The following is a 14,713-nucleotide window of genomic DNA, read 5'->3' as shown; positions in this document are numbered from 1 at the left end:
ACATGACGTCAACGGCGATCGATGCGCTGCTGGCCGAGCATGCCGACCTCGAGCGTCAACTCAGCGATCCGGACCTGCATACCGACGCCGCCCGCGCCCGCAAGGTGGGCAGGCGCTTCGCGCAGGTGTCGCCGATCGTCGCGACGTACCGCAAGCTCGAGGCCGCCCGCGGCGACCTGGAGGCGGCACGGGAACTCGCGGCCGACGACGCGTCGTTCGCGGCCGAGGTCGACGGGCTGGTGGCCACCGTCGAGCAACTCGACACCCAGCTGACCGACCTGCTGGCGCCCCGCGACCCGCACGACGCCGACGACATCGTCCTCGAGGTCAAGTCGGGAGAGGGTGGTGAGGAGTCGGCGCTGTTCGCCGCCGATTTGGCCCGGATGTACATCCGCTACGCCGAGCGCCACGGCTGGACGGTCACCGTGCTCGACGAGACCTTCTCCGACCTCGGCGGCTACAAGGACGCCACGCTGTCCATTCGCAGCAAGGGCGACTCCGCCGACGGCGTGTGGTCGCGGCTGAAGTTCGAAGGCGGCGTGCACCGGGTGCAACGCGTTCCGGTCACCGAGTCGCAGGGCCGCGTGCACACCTCAGCGGCCGGGGTGCTCGTCTACCCGGAACCAGAAGAAGTCGAAGAGGTGCAGATCGACGAGTCGGATCTGCGCGTCGATGTCTACCGGTCGTCGGGCAAGGGCGGCCAGGGCGTCAACACCACCGACTCCGCCGTGCGCATCACCCACCTGCCGACGGGCATCGTGGTCACCTGTCAGAACGAGCGGTCGCAGCTGCAGAACAAAGCCCGCGCAATGCAGGTGCTCGCCGCGCGACTGCAGGCGCTGGCCGAGGAGCAGGCGCAGGCCGACGCGTCGGCCGACCGCGCCAGCCAGATCCGCACCGTGGACCGCAGCGAGCGGATTCGGACCTACAACTTCCCGGAGAACCGGATCGCCGATCATCGGATCAACTTCAAGGCGCACAACCTCGACCAGGTGCTCGACGGCGACCTCGACGACCTGTTCGACGCGCTGGCCGCCGCCGACAAGCAAGCGAGACTGCAGGCCACATGATCGGGCCCAGCCCAGCGCCGGCATCCACCACGCTGAGCCAGACCATCGACGCCGCCGCGAGCGTGCTCGCCGAAGCGGGCGTGGCGACGCCGCGCGTCGACGCCGAGCTTTTGGCCGGGCACCTGTTGGGCACCGACCGGGGCCGCCTCCGCTTCGTCGAGGCCGGACCGGATTTCACCGCACGCTATGACGCACTCGTCGCTCGACGCGCCCGGCGCATCCCGCTGCAGCATCTGGTCGGCACCGCACCGTTCGGACCGGTCGACGTGCACGTCGGCCCCGGCGTGTTCATCCCGCGCCCGGAAACCGAGGCCTTACTCGAATGGGCTCTGGCACAACGGTTGCCCGACGCCCCGGTGATCGTCGACCTGTGCACGGGCAGCGGGGCGCTGGCCCTCGCGCTGTCGAACAACCGGCCCGACGCGCGCATCATCGCCGTCGACGACTCCGAGGCAGCGCTCGGATACGCGCGACGCAATCTCGCCGGCACGGCCGTCGAGGTCCTCCGCGCCGACGTGACCGAGCCCGCACTTCTGCCCGAACTCGACGCCGCAGTCGACCTCGTGGTTGCCAACCCGCCATACATTCCCGACGGTGCCCAGCTCGAACCTGAAGTGGCCGAACACGATCCGGCTCACGCATTGTTCGGGGGGCCGGACGGGATGCGCGTGATCGAGGCGATCTCCGGCTTGGCGGCGCGGTGGCTGCGCACCGGCGGGTCCGTGGCCGTCGAGCACGACGACACGACCTCGCAACGTACCGTTGAGTGTTTCCGTCGATCAACGCGTTTCGGCAACGTGACCGCCCGGCATGACCTCACCGGGCGGCCGCGGTTCGTGACCGCGCGGAGGATCAGATGACGCCCGAAGGAGGAGTCGCGACATGAGTCAGTTGTTCGACTGCTCCGACGCCGACCAGCGCGAGATGGGCATCGCGTCGGCGATCAGCGCGCTCAAAGGCGGCCGTCTCGTCGTGTTGCCGACCGACACCGTCTACGGCATCGGCGCCGACGCATTCGACGGTGAAGCCGTCGCCGCCCTGCTCGCCGCCAAGGGGCGTGGCCGCGACATGCCGGTGCCCGTTCTCGTCGGGTCATGGCACACGATCGAAGGTCTGGCGTACAACGCGCCCAGCAGCGCACGCGAACTCATCCGCGCCTTCTGGCCTGGCGCGCTGAGCCTGGTGGTACGTCAGGCGCCGTCGCTGCAGTGGGACCTCGGCGATGCGCACGGGACCGTGATGTTGCGCATGCCGTTGCATCCGGTGGCCATCGAACTGTTGCGAGCTATCGGCCCGATGGCGGTCTCCAGCGCCAACGTCTCCGGACGCCCGCCGGCCGTCACCGCCGAGGCGGCGCGGGAACAACTGGGCGAGCAAGTCGAGGTGTACCTCGAAGCCGGACCATCCGAGCGGCAGGCCGCGTCGACGATCGTCGACCTCACCGGCGCGCACCCCCGCGTGCTCCGTGAAGGCCCGGTCGGTGTCGACGCGATCGCGACCGTGCTCGGTGTAGAGCCGACCACTTTGACGGACTGAGATTGACTTTCGTGCAGTACGGTTCACCGGTGGTCTACGCCACCGACACGCTGCTGGCACTCAACGATCGCGGTGCGGGCGTACCGATCCGGGAGCTCGCCCTCGTCGGGCTGACGGCGGCGATCATCACCTACTTCGCGACCGGGTGGGTCAGGGTCCTGGCGCGTCGCTTCGGTGCGGTCGCGATCCCGCGCGACCGCGACGTGCACGCCCAACCCGTCCCGCGGATGGGTGGGCTCGCCATGTACATCGGCGTGGCGTTCGCGGTCCTGCTGGCGTCTCAGCTACCGGCCTTGACGCGGGGGTTCGTCTATTCCACAGGCTTGCCCGCAGTCGTCGTCGCCGGCGGTCTGATCATGGTCGTCGGCCTGATCGACGATCGGTGGGGCCTGGACTCGCTGACCAAGTTCGCGGGACAGATCACCGCAGCGAGTGTCCTCGTCACCATGGGCGTGGCGTGGAGCGTGCTCTACATCCCGATCGGCGGCGTCGGCACCATCGTCCTCGACCAGGTGTCGTCGATCCTGCTGACGCTGGCGCTGACGGTCTCGATCGTCAACGCGATGAACTTCATCGACGGCCTCGACGGCCTCGCGGCCGGGCTCGGGCTGATCACCGCATCGGCGATCTGCATCTTCTCGGTCGGGTTGCTGCGCGACCACGGCGGCGACGTCCTGTTCTACCCGCCCGCGGTGATCTCGGTGGTGCTGGCCGGCGTATGCCTGGGATTCCTGCCGCACAACTTCCACCCCGCCAGGATCTTCATGGGCGACTCCGGGTCGATGCTGATCGGCCTGATGTTGGCGGCGGCGGCCACCACGGCCGCCGGCCCCATCTCGCAGACCGCATACGGGGTGCGCGACGTCTTCGCGTTGCTGTCGCCGTTCCTGCTCGTGGTCGCGGTCATGTTCGTGCCCGCCCTCGACACCCTGCTGGCAATCATCCGGCGCACCCGGGCCGGGGTGCACTTCACGACGCCGGACAAGATGCACCTGCATCACCGGTTGCTCCAGATCGGCCACTCCCACCGGCGGGTGGTCTTGGTCATCTATCTGTGGGTGAGCATCGTCTGCTTTGGTGCGGCCAGCACGATCTTCTTCGATCCGCGCTACAGCGGCGCCGTCATGCTGGCCGCGATTTTCGTCGCCGTCGTCGTGACGCTGATCCCTCTTCTTCGCCGGCGGAACGGCCAATTGCAGCCAATGTACGACGAAAAGTAGTAGACCCCGTTTTATGCCTCCCACCATGTGTTAGGGTGCAATCAGAACCCGAAAAAACCTCGCGGGTTGCCGGCCCCCGGGCCGTCGGTGCACCACCGATCGGCACGGAACCACGACCGACAAAGGGAGCTGCCCCGTGGGTGATTCCAGCGAGCCAAACGCCCTCCGATACGCTCAGGGCGCCGCACGCAAATCATCGGGACAGCCACCGTTACCGCGGATTGAGGTGAAGTTGTGACGACGCCAGCGCAAGATGCGCCATTGGTGTTGCCATCCGTCGCGTTCCGCCCGTTGCGCCTGTCGGTGATCTGCCTCGTCCTGACCGTACTCGCCACGGTGGCGACCGCCCTGCTCGGCCACCCCATGGTCGGCATATTTTTCGGCATCGGCTTGGGCCTGGGCTTGTTCAACGCGGTCCTGGTGCGACGATCGGCACTCAGGATCACCGCGCACGCTCACCCGCTGAAGAGCAAGATGGCCGTGAACTCCGCCGTCCGCTTGATGTTCCTGACCGTGATCGGTTTGGTGATCGCGTTCGTGTTCCGGCCCGAGGGACTGGGCGTGGTCTTCGGAATGGCGTTGTTCCAAATGCTGCTCGTGTTCTCGACGGCGGTGCCCGTTGCGCGGAAACTGCGTGCCGGCAACCCAACTGACACCGTTGGATCCCAAGGGGAGGCCACCCAGTGACGACCGAAACCATCCTCGCCGCCGAGTCCGGCATTCACGTCGGCACGCATACCGAGGCCAATTGGTTTGGGCTGACTGTCAACACCGATACGTTGCTCTCCGCGTCGATCGCCGCCGTGATCGTGCTGGCGCTGGCGTTCTATCTGCGCGCCAAGGTCACGGCCAGTGGCGTACCGAGCGGAGTGCAGCTGTTCTGGGAAGCGATCACCGTTCAGGTGCGCAATCAGGTCGAGTCCGCGATCGGGATGAAGATCGCGCCGTTCGTCCTGCCGCTCGCGGTGACGTTGTTCGTCTACATCCTCATCGCGAACTGGCTGTCGGTGTTCCCGTGGCAGTACTCCGATGAGACCGGCATCCACGAACTGCTCAAGCCCGCTGCCTCCGACATCAACTTCGTCGTCGCCCTCGGCCTCTTCGTGTTCATCTGTTACCACGCCGCCGGGTTCTGGCGCCGTGGCCCGCTCGGCCACCCCGTGAAACTGCTCAAGGGACACGTCGCGTTCCTCGCGCCGATCAACCTCGTGGAGGAACTGGCCAAGCCGGTTTCGCTGTCACTCCGACTCTTCGGAAACGTGTTCGCCGGCGGCATCATGGTCACGATCATCGCGCTGTTCCCCGCCTACATCCTGTGGGCGCCGAACGCGCTGTGGAAATCCTTCGAACTGTTCATCGGCGCCATCCAGGCGTTCATCTTCGCGCTGCTGACGATTCTGTACTTCGGCCAGTCGATGGAGATCGACGAACACGACCCGACACCCTGACCCGCGAAACAAGCAGGACCCACAACCTGGTAGGACCGCTACCAGATATCAAGGAGGATAAGGAATGGATCCCACTATCGCTGCCGGAGCGCTCATCGGCGGTGGACTTCTTCTCGGTGGTGGCGCCGTCGGTGCCGCTATCGGTGACGGCGTCGTCGGTAGCGCGCTGGTCAACGGCGTAGCCCGGCAGCCAGAGGCGCAGGGCCGGCTGTTCGTCCCGTTCTTCATCACGGTCGGTCTGGTGGAGGCCATGTACTTCATCAACCTGGCCTTCATGGCACTGTTCGTGTTCGCCACCCCGGTCGGGGGTTAGAGCCGGCCATGGCTGACTCGAACGTCGTTCTGTTGGCGGTTGAGGGAGGCGGCCAGAGCAACTTCCTCATCCCCAACGGCACCTTCATCTTCGTGCTCCTGATCTTCCTGATCGTGCTCGGAGTGATCGCCAAGTGGGTCGTGCCACCGATCTCGAGGGTGCTGCACGAGCGCGAAGCCATGGTGTCCAAGACGGCCGAGGACAATCGACGGGCAGCCCAGCTGCGGGCTGCCGCCGATGCCGATTACCGCAAGGTGATGGGCGACGCGCGCCGGGAGGCGACCAATGTCCGTGAGGAAGCCCGCGCAGAGGGCCGCAAGATCGTCGACGACGCACGGGCCCGCGCCAACGCGGAGGTCTCGACTCTGCTGCAGCAGGCCAACGAACAGCTCACACAGCAGTCTCGTGATTTGACGGCAGACCTGCAGTCGTCGGTGGAGACCTTGGCCGCGAACCTGGCGAGCCGTGTGCTCGGCGTCGACGTGGCGACCAGCACGGTGCCGGTCTCAACGGGGCGGGAGCGCTGAGAGATGTCGACATTCATCGGACAGCTCGTCGGCTTCGCCGTCATCGTGTTCCTGATCGTCCGATTCGTCGTGCCACCGGTGCGCAACATGATGAGGTCGCAACAGGAGCTGGTACGCGACCAACTTGCCGAGCACGCCGAGGCCGAGAAGAAGGTGGCCGACGCTGACACTGAGCACGCAAAGGCGTTGGAGCAAGCCAAGGCCGAGGCCGCGAGTGTGATCGAAGAGGCCCGACGGGACGCTGCAATCATCGCCGAGCAGCTGCGTGCGCAGGCCGACGTGGAGTTGGAACGCATCAAAGTCCAGGGGGCACAGCAAGTTCAATTGCTGCGCCAGCAGTTGGTTCGTGAGTTGCGGCAGAGTCTCGGCGCCGAGTCCGTCCGGCGGGCCGGCGACATGGTGCGTGATTTCGTCTCGGACAGTTCCGAACAGTCCGCGACCGTTGACCGCTTCCTCGCGGAGCTCGACGAGATGGCCCCGTCGACGACGACTTTCACCGACCCGGTCACGGCCAAACTCCGGGCCGCCAGCCGCGAATCCCTGGCCCAGTCGGTCGAGCGGTTCGACGCTGTGGCGTCGGATCTCGATGCGAACGCGCTGACCCGGTTGGCCGACGATCTGGGCTCCACGGCGAAACTGTTGCGCCGCGAGGCCGTGCTCTCCCGGCATCTGGCCGACCCCTCGAGCGACGAGGAGCCGAAAATTAGGCTCGTCGAGCGTCTGCTCTCGGGCCAGATTTCCGATTCGGCACTCGAGATCCTCAAGAGCGCTGTCTCACAGCGCTGGTCGAGCACGTCCGATCTGCTCCACAGCATCCAGCACCTCGCGAGGTTGGCGCTTCTCGTGCGGGCCGAGGGAGAAGGCCAGATCGAGGACGTCGAAGATCAGCTGTTCCGGTTCAGCCGCATCCTCGATTCCGAACCGCGCCTGATATCGCTGCTCAGCGAATACACCGCCCCCCTCGAGGGGCGAATCAACCTGCTGAACAACGTGCTTGGGCGCCGGGCGAGTAAGGACACCGCAGATCTGCTGCGCCAGACGCTCGATCTGCTGCACGGTGAGCGCGCCGACGAGGCCGTTCGCGAACTTGCGAATCTGGCCGTCTCGCGGCGCGGTGAAGTCGTGGCTCAGGTTCGCGCGGCCGCTGAGCTCAGCGACGCCCAGAGCCAGCGGCTCACCGAACTGCTCACCCGTATCTACGGCCGTCCGGTCTCGATTCAGCTCGACGTCAACCCCGAACTGCTCGGTGGCCTGACCATCGCCGTCGGCGACGAGGTGATCGACGGGTCGCTGGCGTCGAAGCTGGCCGCGGCCGAGACCCGCTTACCCGACTGACCCACCACACCAAGACCCACACACGAAGTAGGAAGACGAACACCATGGCAGAGTTGACGATCTCCGCGGACGAGATCCAGGGCGCGATCGAGGAGTACGTCGCCGGCTTCGAGGCGGACACCGAACGCGAAGAGATCGGCACCGTCGTCGACGCGGGCGACGGTATCGCCCACGTCGAAGGCCTTCCGTCGGTGATGACCCAGGAGCTGCTGGAGTTCCCCGGTGGCGTTCTGGGCGTTGCGTTGAACCTCGACGAGCACAGCATCGGCGCCGTCATCCTCGGTGACTTCGAGAAGATCGAAGAAGGCCAACAGGTGAAGCGCACCGGTGAGGTCCTCTCGGTGCCGGTGGGTGACGGCTTCCTCGGTCGCGTGGTCAATCCGCTGGGCCAGCCGATCGACGGCCGCGGCGAGATCGAGACGACCGAACGTCGCGCCCTCGAGCTTCAGGCACCCTCGGTGGTGCAGCGCCAGGGGGTCAGCGAGCCGCTGCAGACGGGCATCAAGGCCATCGACTCGCAGACCCCGATCGGCCGCGGACAGCGTCAGCTGATCATCGGCGACCGTAAGACCGGTAAGACCGCGGTGTGTGTCGACACCATCCTCAACCAGCGGCAGAACTGGGAGACCGGCGACCCCGAGCAGCAGGTCCGCTGCGTGTACGTGGCGATCGGCCAGAAGGGCACCACGATCGCCAGCGTGCGCCAGACCCTCGAAGAGGGCGGCGCGATGGAGTACACGACGATCGTCGCCGCGCCGGCGTCTGACTCGGCCGGCTTCAAATGGCTTGCGCCGTATACGGGCTCGTCGATCGCTCAGCACTGGATGTACGACGGCAAGCACGTGCTGATCGTCTTCGACGACCTGACCAAGCAGGCCGAGGCCTACCGCGCGATCTCGCTGCTGCTGCGCCGCCCGCCGGGCCGTGAGGCCTACCCGGGCGACGTGTTCTATCTGCACTCCCGGTTGCTGGAGCGCTGCGCGAAGCTCTCCGATGATCTCGGCGGTGGCTCGTTGACCGGCCTGCCGATCATCGAGACCAAGGCCAACGACATCTCGGCCTACATTCCGACCAACGTCATCTCGATCACCGACGGTCAGTGCTTCCTGGAGACCGACCTGTTCAACCAGGGCGTGCGGCCGGCCATCAACGTCGGTGTCTCGGTGTCGCGCGTCGGTGGCGCCGCCCAGATCAAGGCGATGAAAGAGGTAGCAGGAAGTCTCCGTCTGGACCTGTCGCAGTACCGCGAACTCGAGTCGTTCGCGGCGTTCGCCTCCGATCTCGACGAGACGTCGAAGGCGCAGCTGGACCGGGGCGCCCGGCTCGTCGAGTTGCTCAAGCAACCGCAGAGCAGCCCGATGCCGGTCGAGGAGCAGGTCGTCGCGATCTTCCTCGGCACCCGGGGTCACCTGGATTCCGTTCCGGTCGAGGACGTCCAGAAGTTCGAGCGCGAGTTCCTGGACCACGTCAAGGGGTCGCAGGAAGGCATTCTCAAGGAGATCCGGGAGAGCAAGAAGCTCTCCGAAGAGCTGGAGGAGAAGCTCGAAAAGGTCGTGAACGACTTCAAGAAGGGCTTCGCCACCACCGACGGCAGCTCGGTCGTGCCTGACGAGCATGTCGAGGCGATGGACGAAGAAGACGTCGAGAAGGAATCGGTGAAGGTTCGTAAGCCCGCACCGAAGAAGAAGTAGGGCCTGAACAGATGGCTGCCACACTGCGCGAATTGCGCGGCCGCATCCGCTCCGCGGGCTCGATCAAGAAGATCACCAAAGCCCAGGAGCTGATCGCGACGTCGCGAATCGCCAAGGCGCAGGCCCGAGTCGAGGCGGCTCGGCCCTACGACCGCGAGATCACCAACATGCTGACCGAACTCGCGAGCGCGAGCGCGCTGGATCATCCGCTGCTCGTTGCGCGCGAGAACCCTCGGCGGGCGGGTGTGTTGGTGGTGTCGTCGGACCGGGGCCTAGCGGGCGCATACAACGCGAACATCTTCCGGCGGTCTGAGGAGCTGTTCGCTCTTCTTCGTTCGGAGGGCAAGGAACCGGTTCTGTACGTAGTGGGCCGAAAAGCTCTCGGGTACTACAGCTTCCGCAACTGGGACATTCAGGAGTCGTGGACCGGCTTCTCCGAGCGGCCCGAATACGAGAACGCCCAGGAGATCGCGTCGACGCTGGTCGACGCCTTCCAGGCCGGTATGGACGACGAGGGCGAGGATCCCGGCGCGGACAACGTTCTCGGCGTCGACGAACTGCACATCGTCTTCACCGAATTCAGGTCGATGCTGTCGCAGTCGGCGATCGCCCGCCGGATCGCACCGATGGTGGTGGAGTACAGCGAGGAGGACACGGGCATCCGCACCTTGTTCAGCTTCGAGCCGGACGCCGAGACCCTATTCGGCGCGCTGTTGCCGCGGTACATCTCCACGCGCATCTTCGCCGCGCTGCTCGAGGCGGCGGCGTCGGAGTCGGCTTCCCGCCGACGCGCCATGAAGTCGGCGACCGACAACGCCGACGACCTCATCAAGGATCTGACCCTGATGGCCAACCGCGAGCGGCAATCTCAGATCACCCAGGAAATCAGCGAAATCGTCGGTGGCGCGAACGCGCTTGCGGACGCCGCCAAGAAGTAGCCCCAGAAAGCGAAGAAGACAAATGACTGCTACTGCTGAAAAAGAGACCAGCACCGACACCGCCGGTCGCGTCGTCCGTGTCACCGGCCCGGTCGTCGACGTCGAGTTCCCGCGCGGCTCCGTGCCGGAACTGTTCAACGCGCTGCACGCCGATATCGGTTACAAGGATCTGGCGAAGACGCTGACCCTCGAGGTCGCTCAGCACCTCGGCGACAACCTCGTGCGGTGCATCTCGATGCAGCCCACCGACGGTCTGGTGCGTGGTGTCGAGGTGACCGACACCGGCAGCTCCATCTCGGTGCCCGTCGGAGACGGCGTCAAAGGCCACGTGTTCAACGCGCTGGGTGACTGCCTCGACGACCCCGGTTACGGCAAGGACTTCGACCGCTGGTCGATTCACCGCAAGCCGCCGGCCTTCGACCACCTCGAACCCAAGACCGAGATGTTGGAGACGGGGCTGAAGGTCGTCGACCTGCTGACTCCATACGTCCGCGGCGGCAAGATCGCTCTGTTCGGCGGCGCCGGCGTCGGCAAGACCGTTCTGATCCAGGAGATGATCAACCGCATCGCCCGCAACTTCGGCGGCACTTCCGTGTTCGCCGGTGTGGGTGAGCGTACCCGCGAGGGCAACGACCTGTGGGTCGAACTTGCGGACGCCGACGTACTCAAGGACACGGCGCTGGTGTTCGGCCAGATGGACGAGCCGCCGGGCACTCGTATGCGGGTCGCGTTGTCCGCGTTGACGATGGCCGAGTTCTTCCGGGACGAGCAGGGCCAGGACGTGCTGCTGTTCATCGACAACATCTTCCGGTTCACCCAGGCCGGTTCGGAGGTTTCGACGTTGCTGGGACGCATGCCTTCGGCGGTCGGTTACCAGCCGACGCTGGCCGACGAGATGGGTGAGCTGCAGGAGCGAATCACGTCGACCCGAGGTCACTCGATCACCTCGATGCAAGCCGTCTACGTGCCCGCCGACGACTACACCGACCCGGCGCCTGCGACGACGTTCGCCCACCTCGACGCGACCACGGAGCTGAGCCGGTCGGTGTTCTCGAAGGGCATCTTCCCGGCGGTGGACCCGTTGGCGTCCAGCTCGACGATCCTCGATCCGAGTGTTGTCGGTGACGAGCACTACCGCGTCGCGCAAGAGGTCATCCGAATCCTGCAGCGCTATAAGGATCTTCAGGACATCATCGCGATCCTCGGTATCGACGAGTTGGCCGAGGAAGACAAGCAGCTGGTGCAGCGCGCCCGTCGTATCGAGCGCTTCCTATCGCAGAACATGATGGCGGCCGAGCAGTTCACCGGTCAGCCGGGCTCGACTGTCCCCCTGAAGGAAACCATCGAGGCGTTCGACAAGCTCACGAAGGGTGATTTCGACCATCTTCCGGAGCAGGCGTTCTTCCTCATCGGCGGTCTCGAGGACCTGGAGAAGAAGGCCGAGAGCCTGGGAGCCAAGATGGATGACGGTGGCGGAGATGGTGCCCCGGCGCAGAGTGACTCGAACAGCGACGCCGGCAAGGGCGACGATTCCGACAAGAGCGACGCCGCCAAGGGCGACGATTCCGGCAAGGGCGACGATTCCGACAAGGGCGAATAGCGATGGCGGATTTAGACGTCGACATTGTCGCCGTCGAGCGGGAAATCTGGTCGGGCAAGGCGACGTTCCTGTTCACCCGCACCACTGCAGGTGAGATCGGCATCCTGCCCCGCCACATTCCGCTGGTTGCTCAGCTCGTCGACGACGCCATGGTGCGCGTCGAGCGAGAGGGTGAGGATGACCTGCGCATCGCGGTAGACGGCGGATTCATGTCGGTCACCGAGGAAGGCGTGATCATCCTGGCAGAGTCCGCTGAGCTCGAGTCCGAGATCGATGCCGACCGTGCGCGACGAGACTCTGAATCCGACGATCCTGCGGTCGCCGCAAAGGGTCGAGCGAGGCTTCGCGCCCTGGGTCAGATCGACTAGCGGTCGCAGCCAGGGCGAGCGGAGCGACGGGATAGGCAGATGAGCGCGCTCATGTTCATCATGGTCGCGCTGATCTGCGTGCTGCTCTTTGTCGTCGTCGCGCTGTGCTACCGGCTGTGGAAGCTACGGCAGGTCGGCGGTACCGCGGCGATCCTGCGGGACGTACCTGCCGTCGGTGGCCACGGCTGGCGTCACGGCGTAATGCGTTACCGCGGCGGCGAAGCCGGCTTTTACAGGTTGTCGAGCCTGCGCTGGTGGCCCGATCGCCGGTTGAGTCGCCGCGGGCTGGAGATCGTCTCTCGGCGCGGGCCCCGCGGTGACGAGTTCGACATCATGACGGACGAGATCGTGGTGCTGGAGTTGCGCGACACCAGCCCTGAACGCCGTCGTGGCTACGAAATCGCCTTGGATCGTGGCGCGCTGACGGCGTTCTTGTCTTGGCTGGAGTCAAGGCCGTCGCCGCGCGCGCGACGTCGAAGCTTCTAACCCGTTGCCGGACACCGTTGTTGGTCTTCGCGAGCGCTCATCCGCCCGGTTTCCAGAGCACGTCTCCCTCGGGGTTGGCGACCCGGGACAGGATGAAGAGCAGATCCGACAGTCTGTTCAGGTATTTCGCGGGTAACACGCTGATCGAATCGCCGTGAGACTCGACGGCGGCCCACGCCGACCTCTCGGCGCGGCGGGCCACTGTGCGGGCCACATGCAACAACGCCGAGAGGGGAGTACCCCCCGGCAGTACAAACGAATTCAGCGCGGGCAGCGACTCGTTGAACGCGTCGCACCAGGCTTCCAGTCGGTCGACATAGCCTTGGGTGATCCGCAGCGGCGGATGTTCGGGATTCTCGACCACCGGTGTCGACAGATCAGCGCCGGCGTCGAAGAGGTCGTTCTGAATCTGCTTGAGTACCTTCGACATTTGCTCGTCGGGGTTTCCCAGTGCGATTGCCACGCCGATCGCCGCATTGACTTCGTCGCAGTCGGCATACGCCACGAGGCGGGCGTCATTTTTTGACACCCTACTGAAATCGCTCAGGCCCGTGGTGCCGTCATCGCCCGTGCGCGTGTATATGCGGGTGAGATGGACCGCCATGGTCAAACCGTACCGGAACCCATAGCCGAGGAAACTGACATGGCTCGCGGCGCTGTTTACACTAACCCGCGTGAGCGAGCGATTCGTGGTGACCGGCGGAAACCGGTTGTCTGGCGAAGTTGCCGTCGGGGGGGCGAAGAACAGCGTTCTGAAGCTGATGGCCGCGACCTTGCTGGCCGAGGGCACCAGCACGATCACCAATTGTCCGGACATTCTCGACGTGCCGCTGATGGCCGAGGTGTTGCGAGGTCTCGGGGCCACGGTCGAGTTGGCCGGCGACGTCGTCCGGATCACCTCGCCCGACGAACCCAAATACGACGCCGACTTTGCCGCCGTGCGTCAGTTCCGCGCGTCGGTCTGCGTGCTGGGTCCGCTCGTCGGCCGATGCAAGCGGGCCAAGGTAGCGCTGCCGGGAGGTGACGCGATCGGCTCACGACCGTTGGACATGCACCAGGCCGGCCTCCGCCAACTGGGGGCGCGGTGCAACATCGAGCATGGATGCGTGGTGGCCGAGGCGGACCATCTCCGCGGCGCCGAGATCCAGCTGGAGTTTCCCTCCGTCGGCGCCACGGAGAACATCCTGATGGCGGCTGTCGTCGCCGAGGGCGTCACGACCATTCACAACGCCGCGCGCGAACCCGACGTCGTCGATCTCTGCGCAATGCTCAACCAGATGGGTGCCAAGATTGCCGGCGCAGGCACCTCGACGATGACGATCACCGGCGTTGACCGGCTTCATCCGACCGAACACCGGGTGATCGGCGACCGGATCGTGGCCGCGACCTGGGGGATCGCCGCCGCGATGACGCACGGAGACATCTCGGTGACCGGCGTGGACCCCCAGCATCTGCAGCTGGTATTGCACAAGCTGCATGACGCCGGCGCCACCGTGACGCAGTCCGACGACGGGTTCCGGGTTGTTCAGTACGAGCGTCCGAAGGCGGTCAACGTCGCGACCCTTCCGTTTCCGGGTTTTCCGACGGATCTGCAGCCGATGGCGATTGCCCTGGCGTCGATCGCCGACGGCACGTCGATGATCACGGAAAACGTCTTCGAAGCGCGGTTCCGATTCGTCGAGGAGATGGTGCGCCTGGGAGCCGATGCCAGGACCGACGGCCATCACGCGGTGGTCCGGGGTATCTCGCAGCTCTCGAGCGCGCCGGTCTGGTCGTCCGATATCCGCGCCGGCGCCGGGCTCGTGCTGGCCGGCCTGGTCGCCGACGGCGATACCGAGGTCCATGACGTCTTCCACATCGACCGCGGCTATCCGCTGTTCGTCGAGAACCTCAAGAGCCTGGGCGCCGAGATCGAGCGAGTGGTCTAAGCGGTCCCTGCCGAGCCGCCTCGTGCTCGGAAGTTCTCCCGCGAAGCCGCTTTGGGAATTGCCGCCGGCTGGCGTACCCTCGTGTGAGAAGCCCACGGCCCCAGGCCAATCGGACTGGCGGACGGGGTTTGACGTCTCTGTCCAGATCGGTATAGACTGGCAGGGTTGCCCCAAAAGCGGGTGTGTTGTTTGAGAACTCAATAGTGTGTTTGGTGGTTTTTGTTTGTTGTTGTTTTTTGCCATGCCCTGTTTT

General features: G+C 65.5%; 16 protein-coding genes. 15 read left to right on the top strand and 1 reads right to left on the bottom strand.

The annotated features are described in order from the left end of the window. Positions 1 to 2: 2 nt before the first annotated feature. The 14 genes from prfA (at position 3) to AU193_RS16065 (ending at position 12,532) form a co-directional block, all read left to right on the top strand. Positions 3 to 1,070 carry a peptide chain release factor 1 gene (gene prfA, locus AU193_RS16130; RefSeq protein WP_064423384.1) on the top strand — a complete coding sequence of 356 codons (1,068 nt, stop codon included), beginning with the start codon at positions 3 to 5 and terminating at the stop codon, positions 1,068 to 1,070. Continuing rightward, entirely contained in the window at positions 1,067 to 1,930 is an 864-nt protein-coding gene (gene prmC, locus AU193_RS16125; protein ID WP_064423383.1) for a peptide chain release factor N(5)-glutamine methyltransferase, read from the top strand. The genes prfA and prmC overlap by 4 nt, the downstream gene beginning before the upstream one ends. 22 nt (positions 1,931 to 1,952) lie before the next feature. Beyond that, positions 1,953 to 2,606, top strand: coding sequence for an L-threonylcarbamoyladenylate synthase (locus AU193_RS16120; protein WP_064423382.1), 654 nt, complete (start codon positions 1,953 to 1,955; stop codon positions 2,604 to 2,606). A gap of 2 nt (positions 2,607 to 2,608) precedes the next feature. Continuing rightward, positions 2,609 to 3,826 (top strand): glycosyltransferase family 4 protein, encoded by a 1,218-nt coding sequence (locus AU193_RS16115; protein ID WP_172798329.1) that lies wholly within the window; start codon positions 2,609 to 2,611, stop codon positions 3,824 to 3,826. Positions 3,827 to 4,060: 234 nt separating this feature from the next. Next, complete coding sequence (locus tag AU193_RS16110; RefSeq protein ID WP_064423381.1) at positions 4,061 to 4,513, top strand: ATP synthase subunit I; 453 nt, start codon at positions 4,061 to 4,063, stop codon at positions 4,511 to 4,513. After that, complete coding sequence (gene atpB / locus AU193_RS16105) at positions 4,510 to 5,274, top strand: F0F1 ATP synthase subunit A (RefSeq protein WP_064423380.1); 765 nt, start codon at positions 4,510 to 4,512, stop codon at positions 5,272 to 5,274. Before AU193_RS16110 ends, atpB begins: the two co-directional genes overlap by 4 nt. A gap of 64 nt (positions 5,275 to 5,338) precedes the next feature. Further along, positions 5,339 to 5,587, top strand: coding sequence for a F0F1 ATP synthase subunit C (locus AU193_RS16100; protein WP_064423379.1), 249 nt, complete (start codon positions 5,339 to 5,341; stop codon positions 5,585 to 5,587). Between the two features lie 8 nt (positions 5,588 to 5,595). After that, positions 5,596 to 6,114: a F0F1 ATP synthase subunit B gene (locus AU193_RS16095; protein WP_064423378.1), complete on the top strand. Its 519-nt coding sequence runs from the start codon at positions 5,596 to 5,598 to the stop codon at positions 6,112 to 6,114. Between the two features lie 3 nt (positions 6,115 to 6,117). After that, the gene (locus AU193_RS16090; protein ID WP_064423377.1) at positions 6,118 to 7,449 is read left to right on the top strand and encodes a F0F1 ATP synthase subunit B/delta; all 1,332 of its coding nucleotides are present in this window, start codon (positions 6,118 to 6,120) and stop codon (positions 7,447 to 7,449) included. Between the two features lie 44 nt (positions 7,450 to 7,493). After that, positions 7,494 to 9,140 carry a F0F1 ATP synthase subunit alpha gene (gene atpA, locus AU193_RS16085; RefSeq protein WP_064423376.1) on the top strand — a complete coding sequence of 549 codons (1,647 nt, stop codon included), beginning with the start codon at positions 7,494 to 7,496 and terminating at the stop codon, positions 9,138 to 9,140. Between the two features lie 11 nt (positions 9,141 to 9,151). After that, the gene (locus AU193_RS16080; RefSeq protein WP_064423375.1) at positions 9,152 to 10,078 is read left to right on the top strand and encodes a F0F1 ATP synthase subunit gamma; all 927 of its coding nucleotides are present in this window, start codon (positions 9,152 to 9,154) and stop codon (positions 10,076 to 10,078) included. Positions 10,079 to 10,100: 22 nt separating this feature from the next. Further along, positions 10,101 to 11,678: a F0F1 ATP synthase subunit beta gene (atpD, locus tag AU193_RS16075; protein ID WP_064423374.1), complete on the top strand. Its 1,578-nt coding sequence runs from the start codon at positions 10,101 to 10,103 to the stop codon at positions 11,676 to 11,678. Positions 11,679 to 11,680: 2 nt separating this feature from the next. Beyond that, the gene (locus tag AU193_RS16070; protein WP_064423373.1) at positions 11,681 to 12,046 is read left to right on the top strand and encodes a F0F1 ATP synthase subunit epsilon; all 366 of its coding nucleotides are present in this window, start codon (positions 11,681 to 11,683) and stop codon (positions 12,044 to 12,046) included. Positions 12,047 to 12,085: 39 nt separating this feature from the next. After that, positions 12,086 to 12,532: a DUF2550 domain-containing protein gene (locus tag AU193_RS16065; protein WP_064423372.1), complete on the top strand. Its 447-nt coding sequence runs from the start codon at positions 12,086 to 12,088 to the stop codon at positions 12,530 to 12,532. 37 nt (positions 12,533 to 12,569) lie between these two features. On the opposite strand, the gene AU193_RS16060 is transcribed toward AU193_RS16065, so the two are convergent. Beyond that, positions 12,570 to 13,136, bottom strand: a complete 567-nt coding sequence (locus tag AU193_RS16060; protein WP_064423371.1) for a cob(I)yrinic acid a,c-diamide adenosyltransferase — start codon at positions 13,134 to 13,136, stop codon at positions 12,570 to 12,572. A gap of 70 nt (positions 13,137 to 13,206) precedes the next feature. Between AU193_RS16060 and murA the strand changes: the two genes are divergently transcribed. Next, positions 13,207 to 14,460 (top strand): UDP-N-acetylglucosamine 1-carboxyvinyltransferase, encoded by a 1,254-nt coding sequence (murA, locus tag AU193_RS16055; protein WP_064423370.1) that lies wholly within the window; start codon positions 13,207 to 13,209, stop codon positions 14,458 to 14,460. Positions 14,461 to 14,713: the final 253 nt, after the last annotated feature.

The sequence above is a fragment of the Mycobacterium sp. GA-1285 genome, assembly GCF_001499905.1.
Classification (GTDB): domain Bacteria; phylum Actinomycetota; class Actinomycetes; order Mycobacteriales; family Mycobacteriaceae; genus Mycobacterium.
Note: the sequence above shows the minus strand (reverse complement) of the source record. Positions and strands in the feature narration are given on the sequence as shown.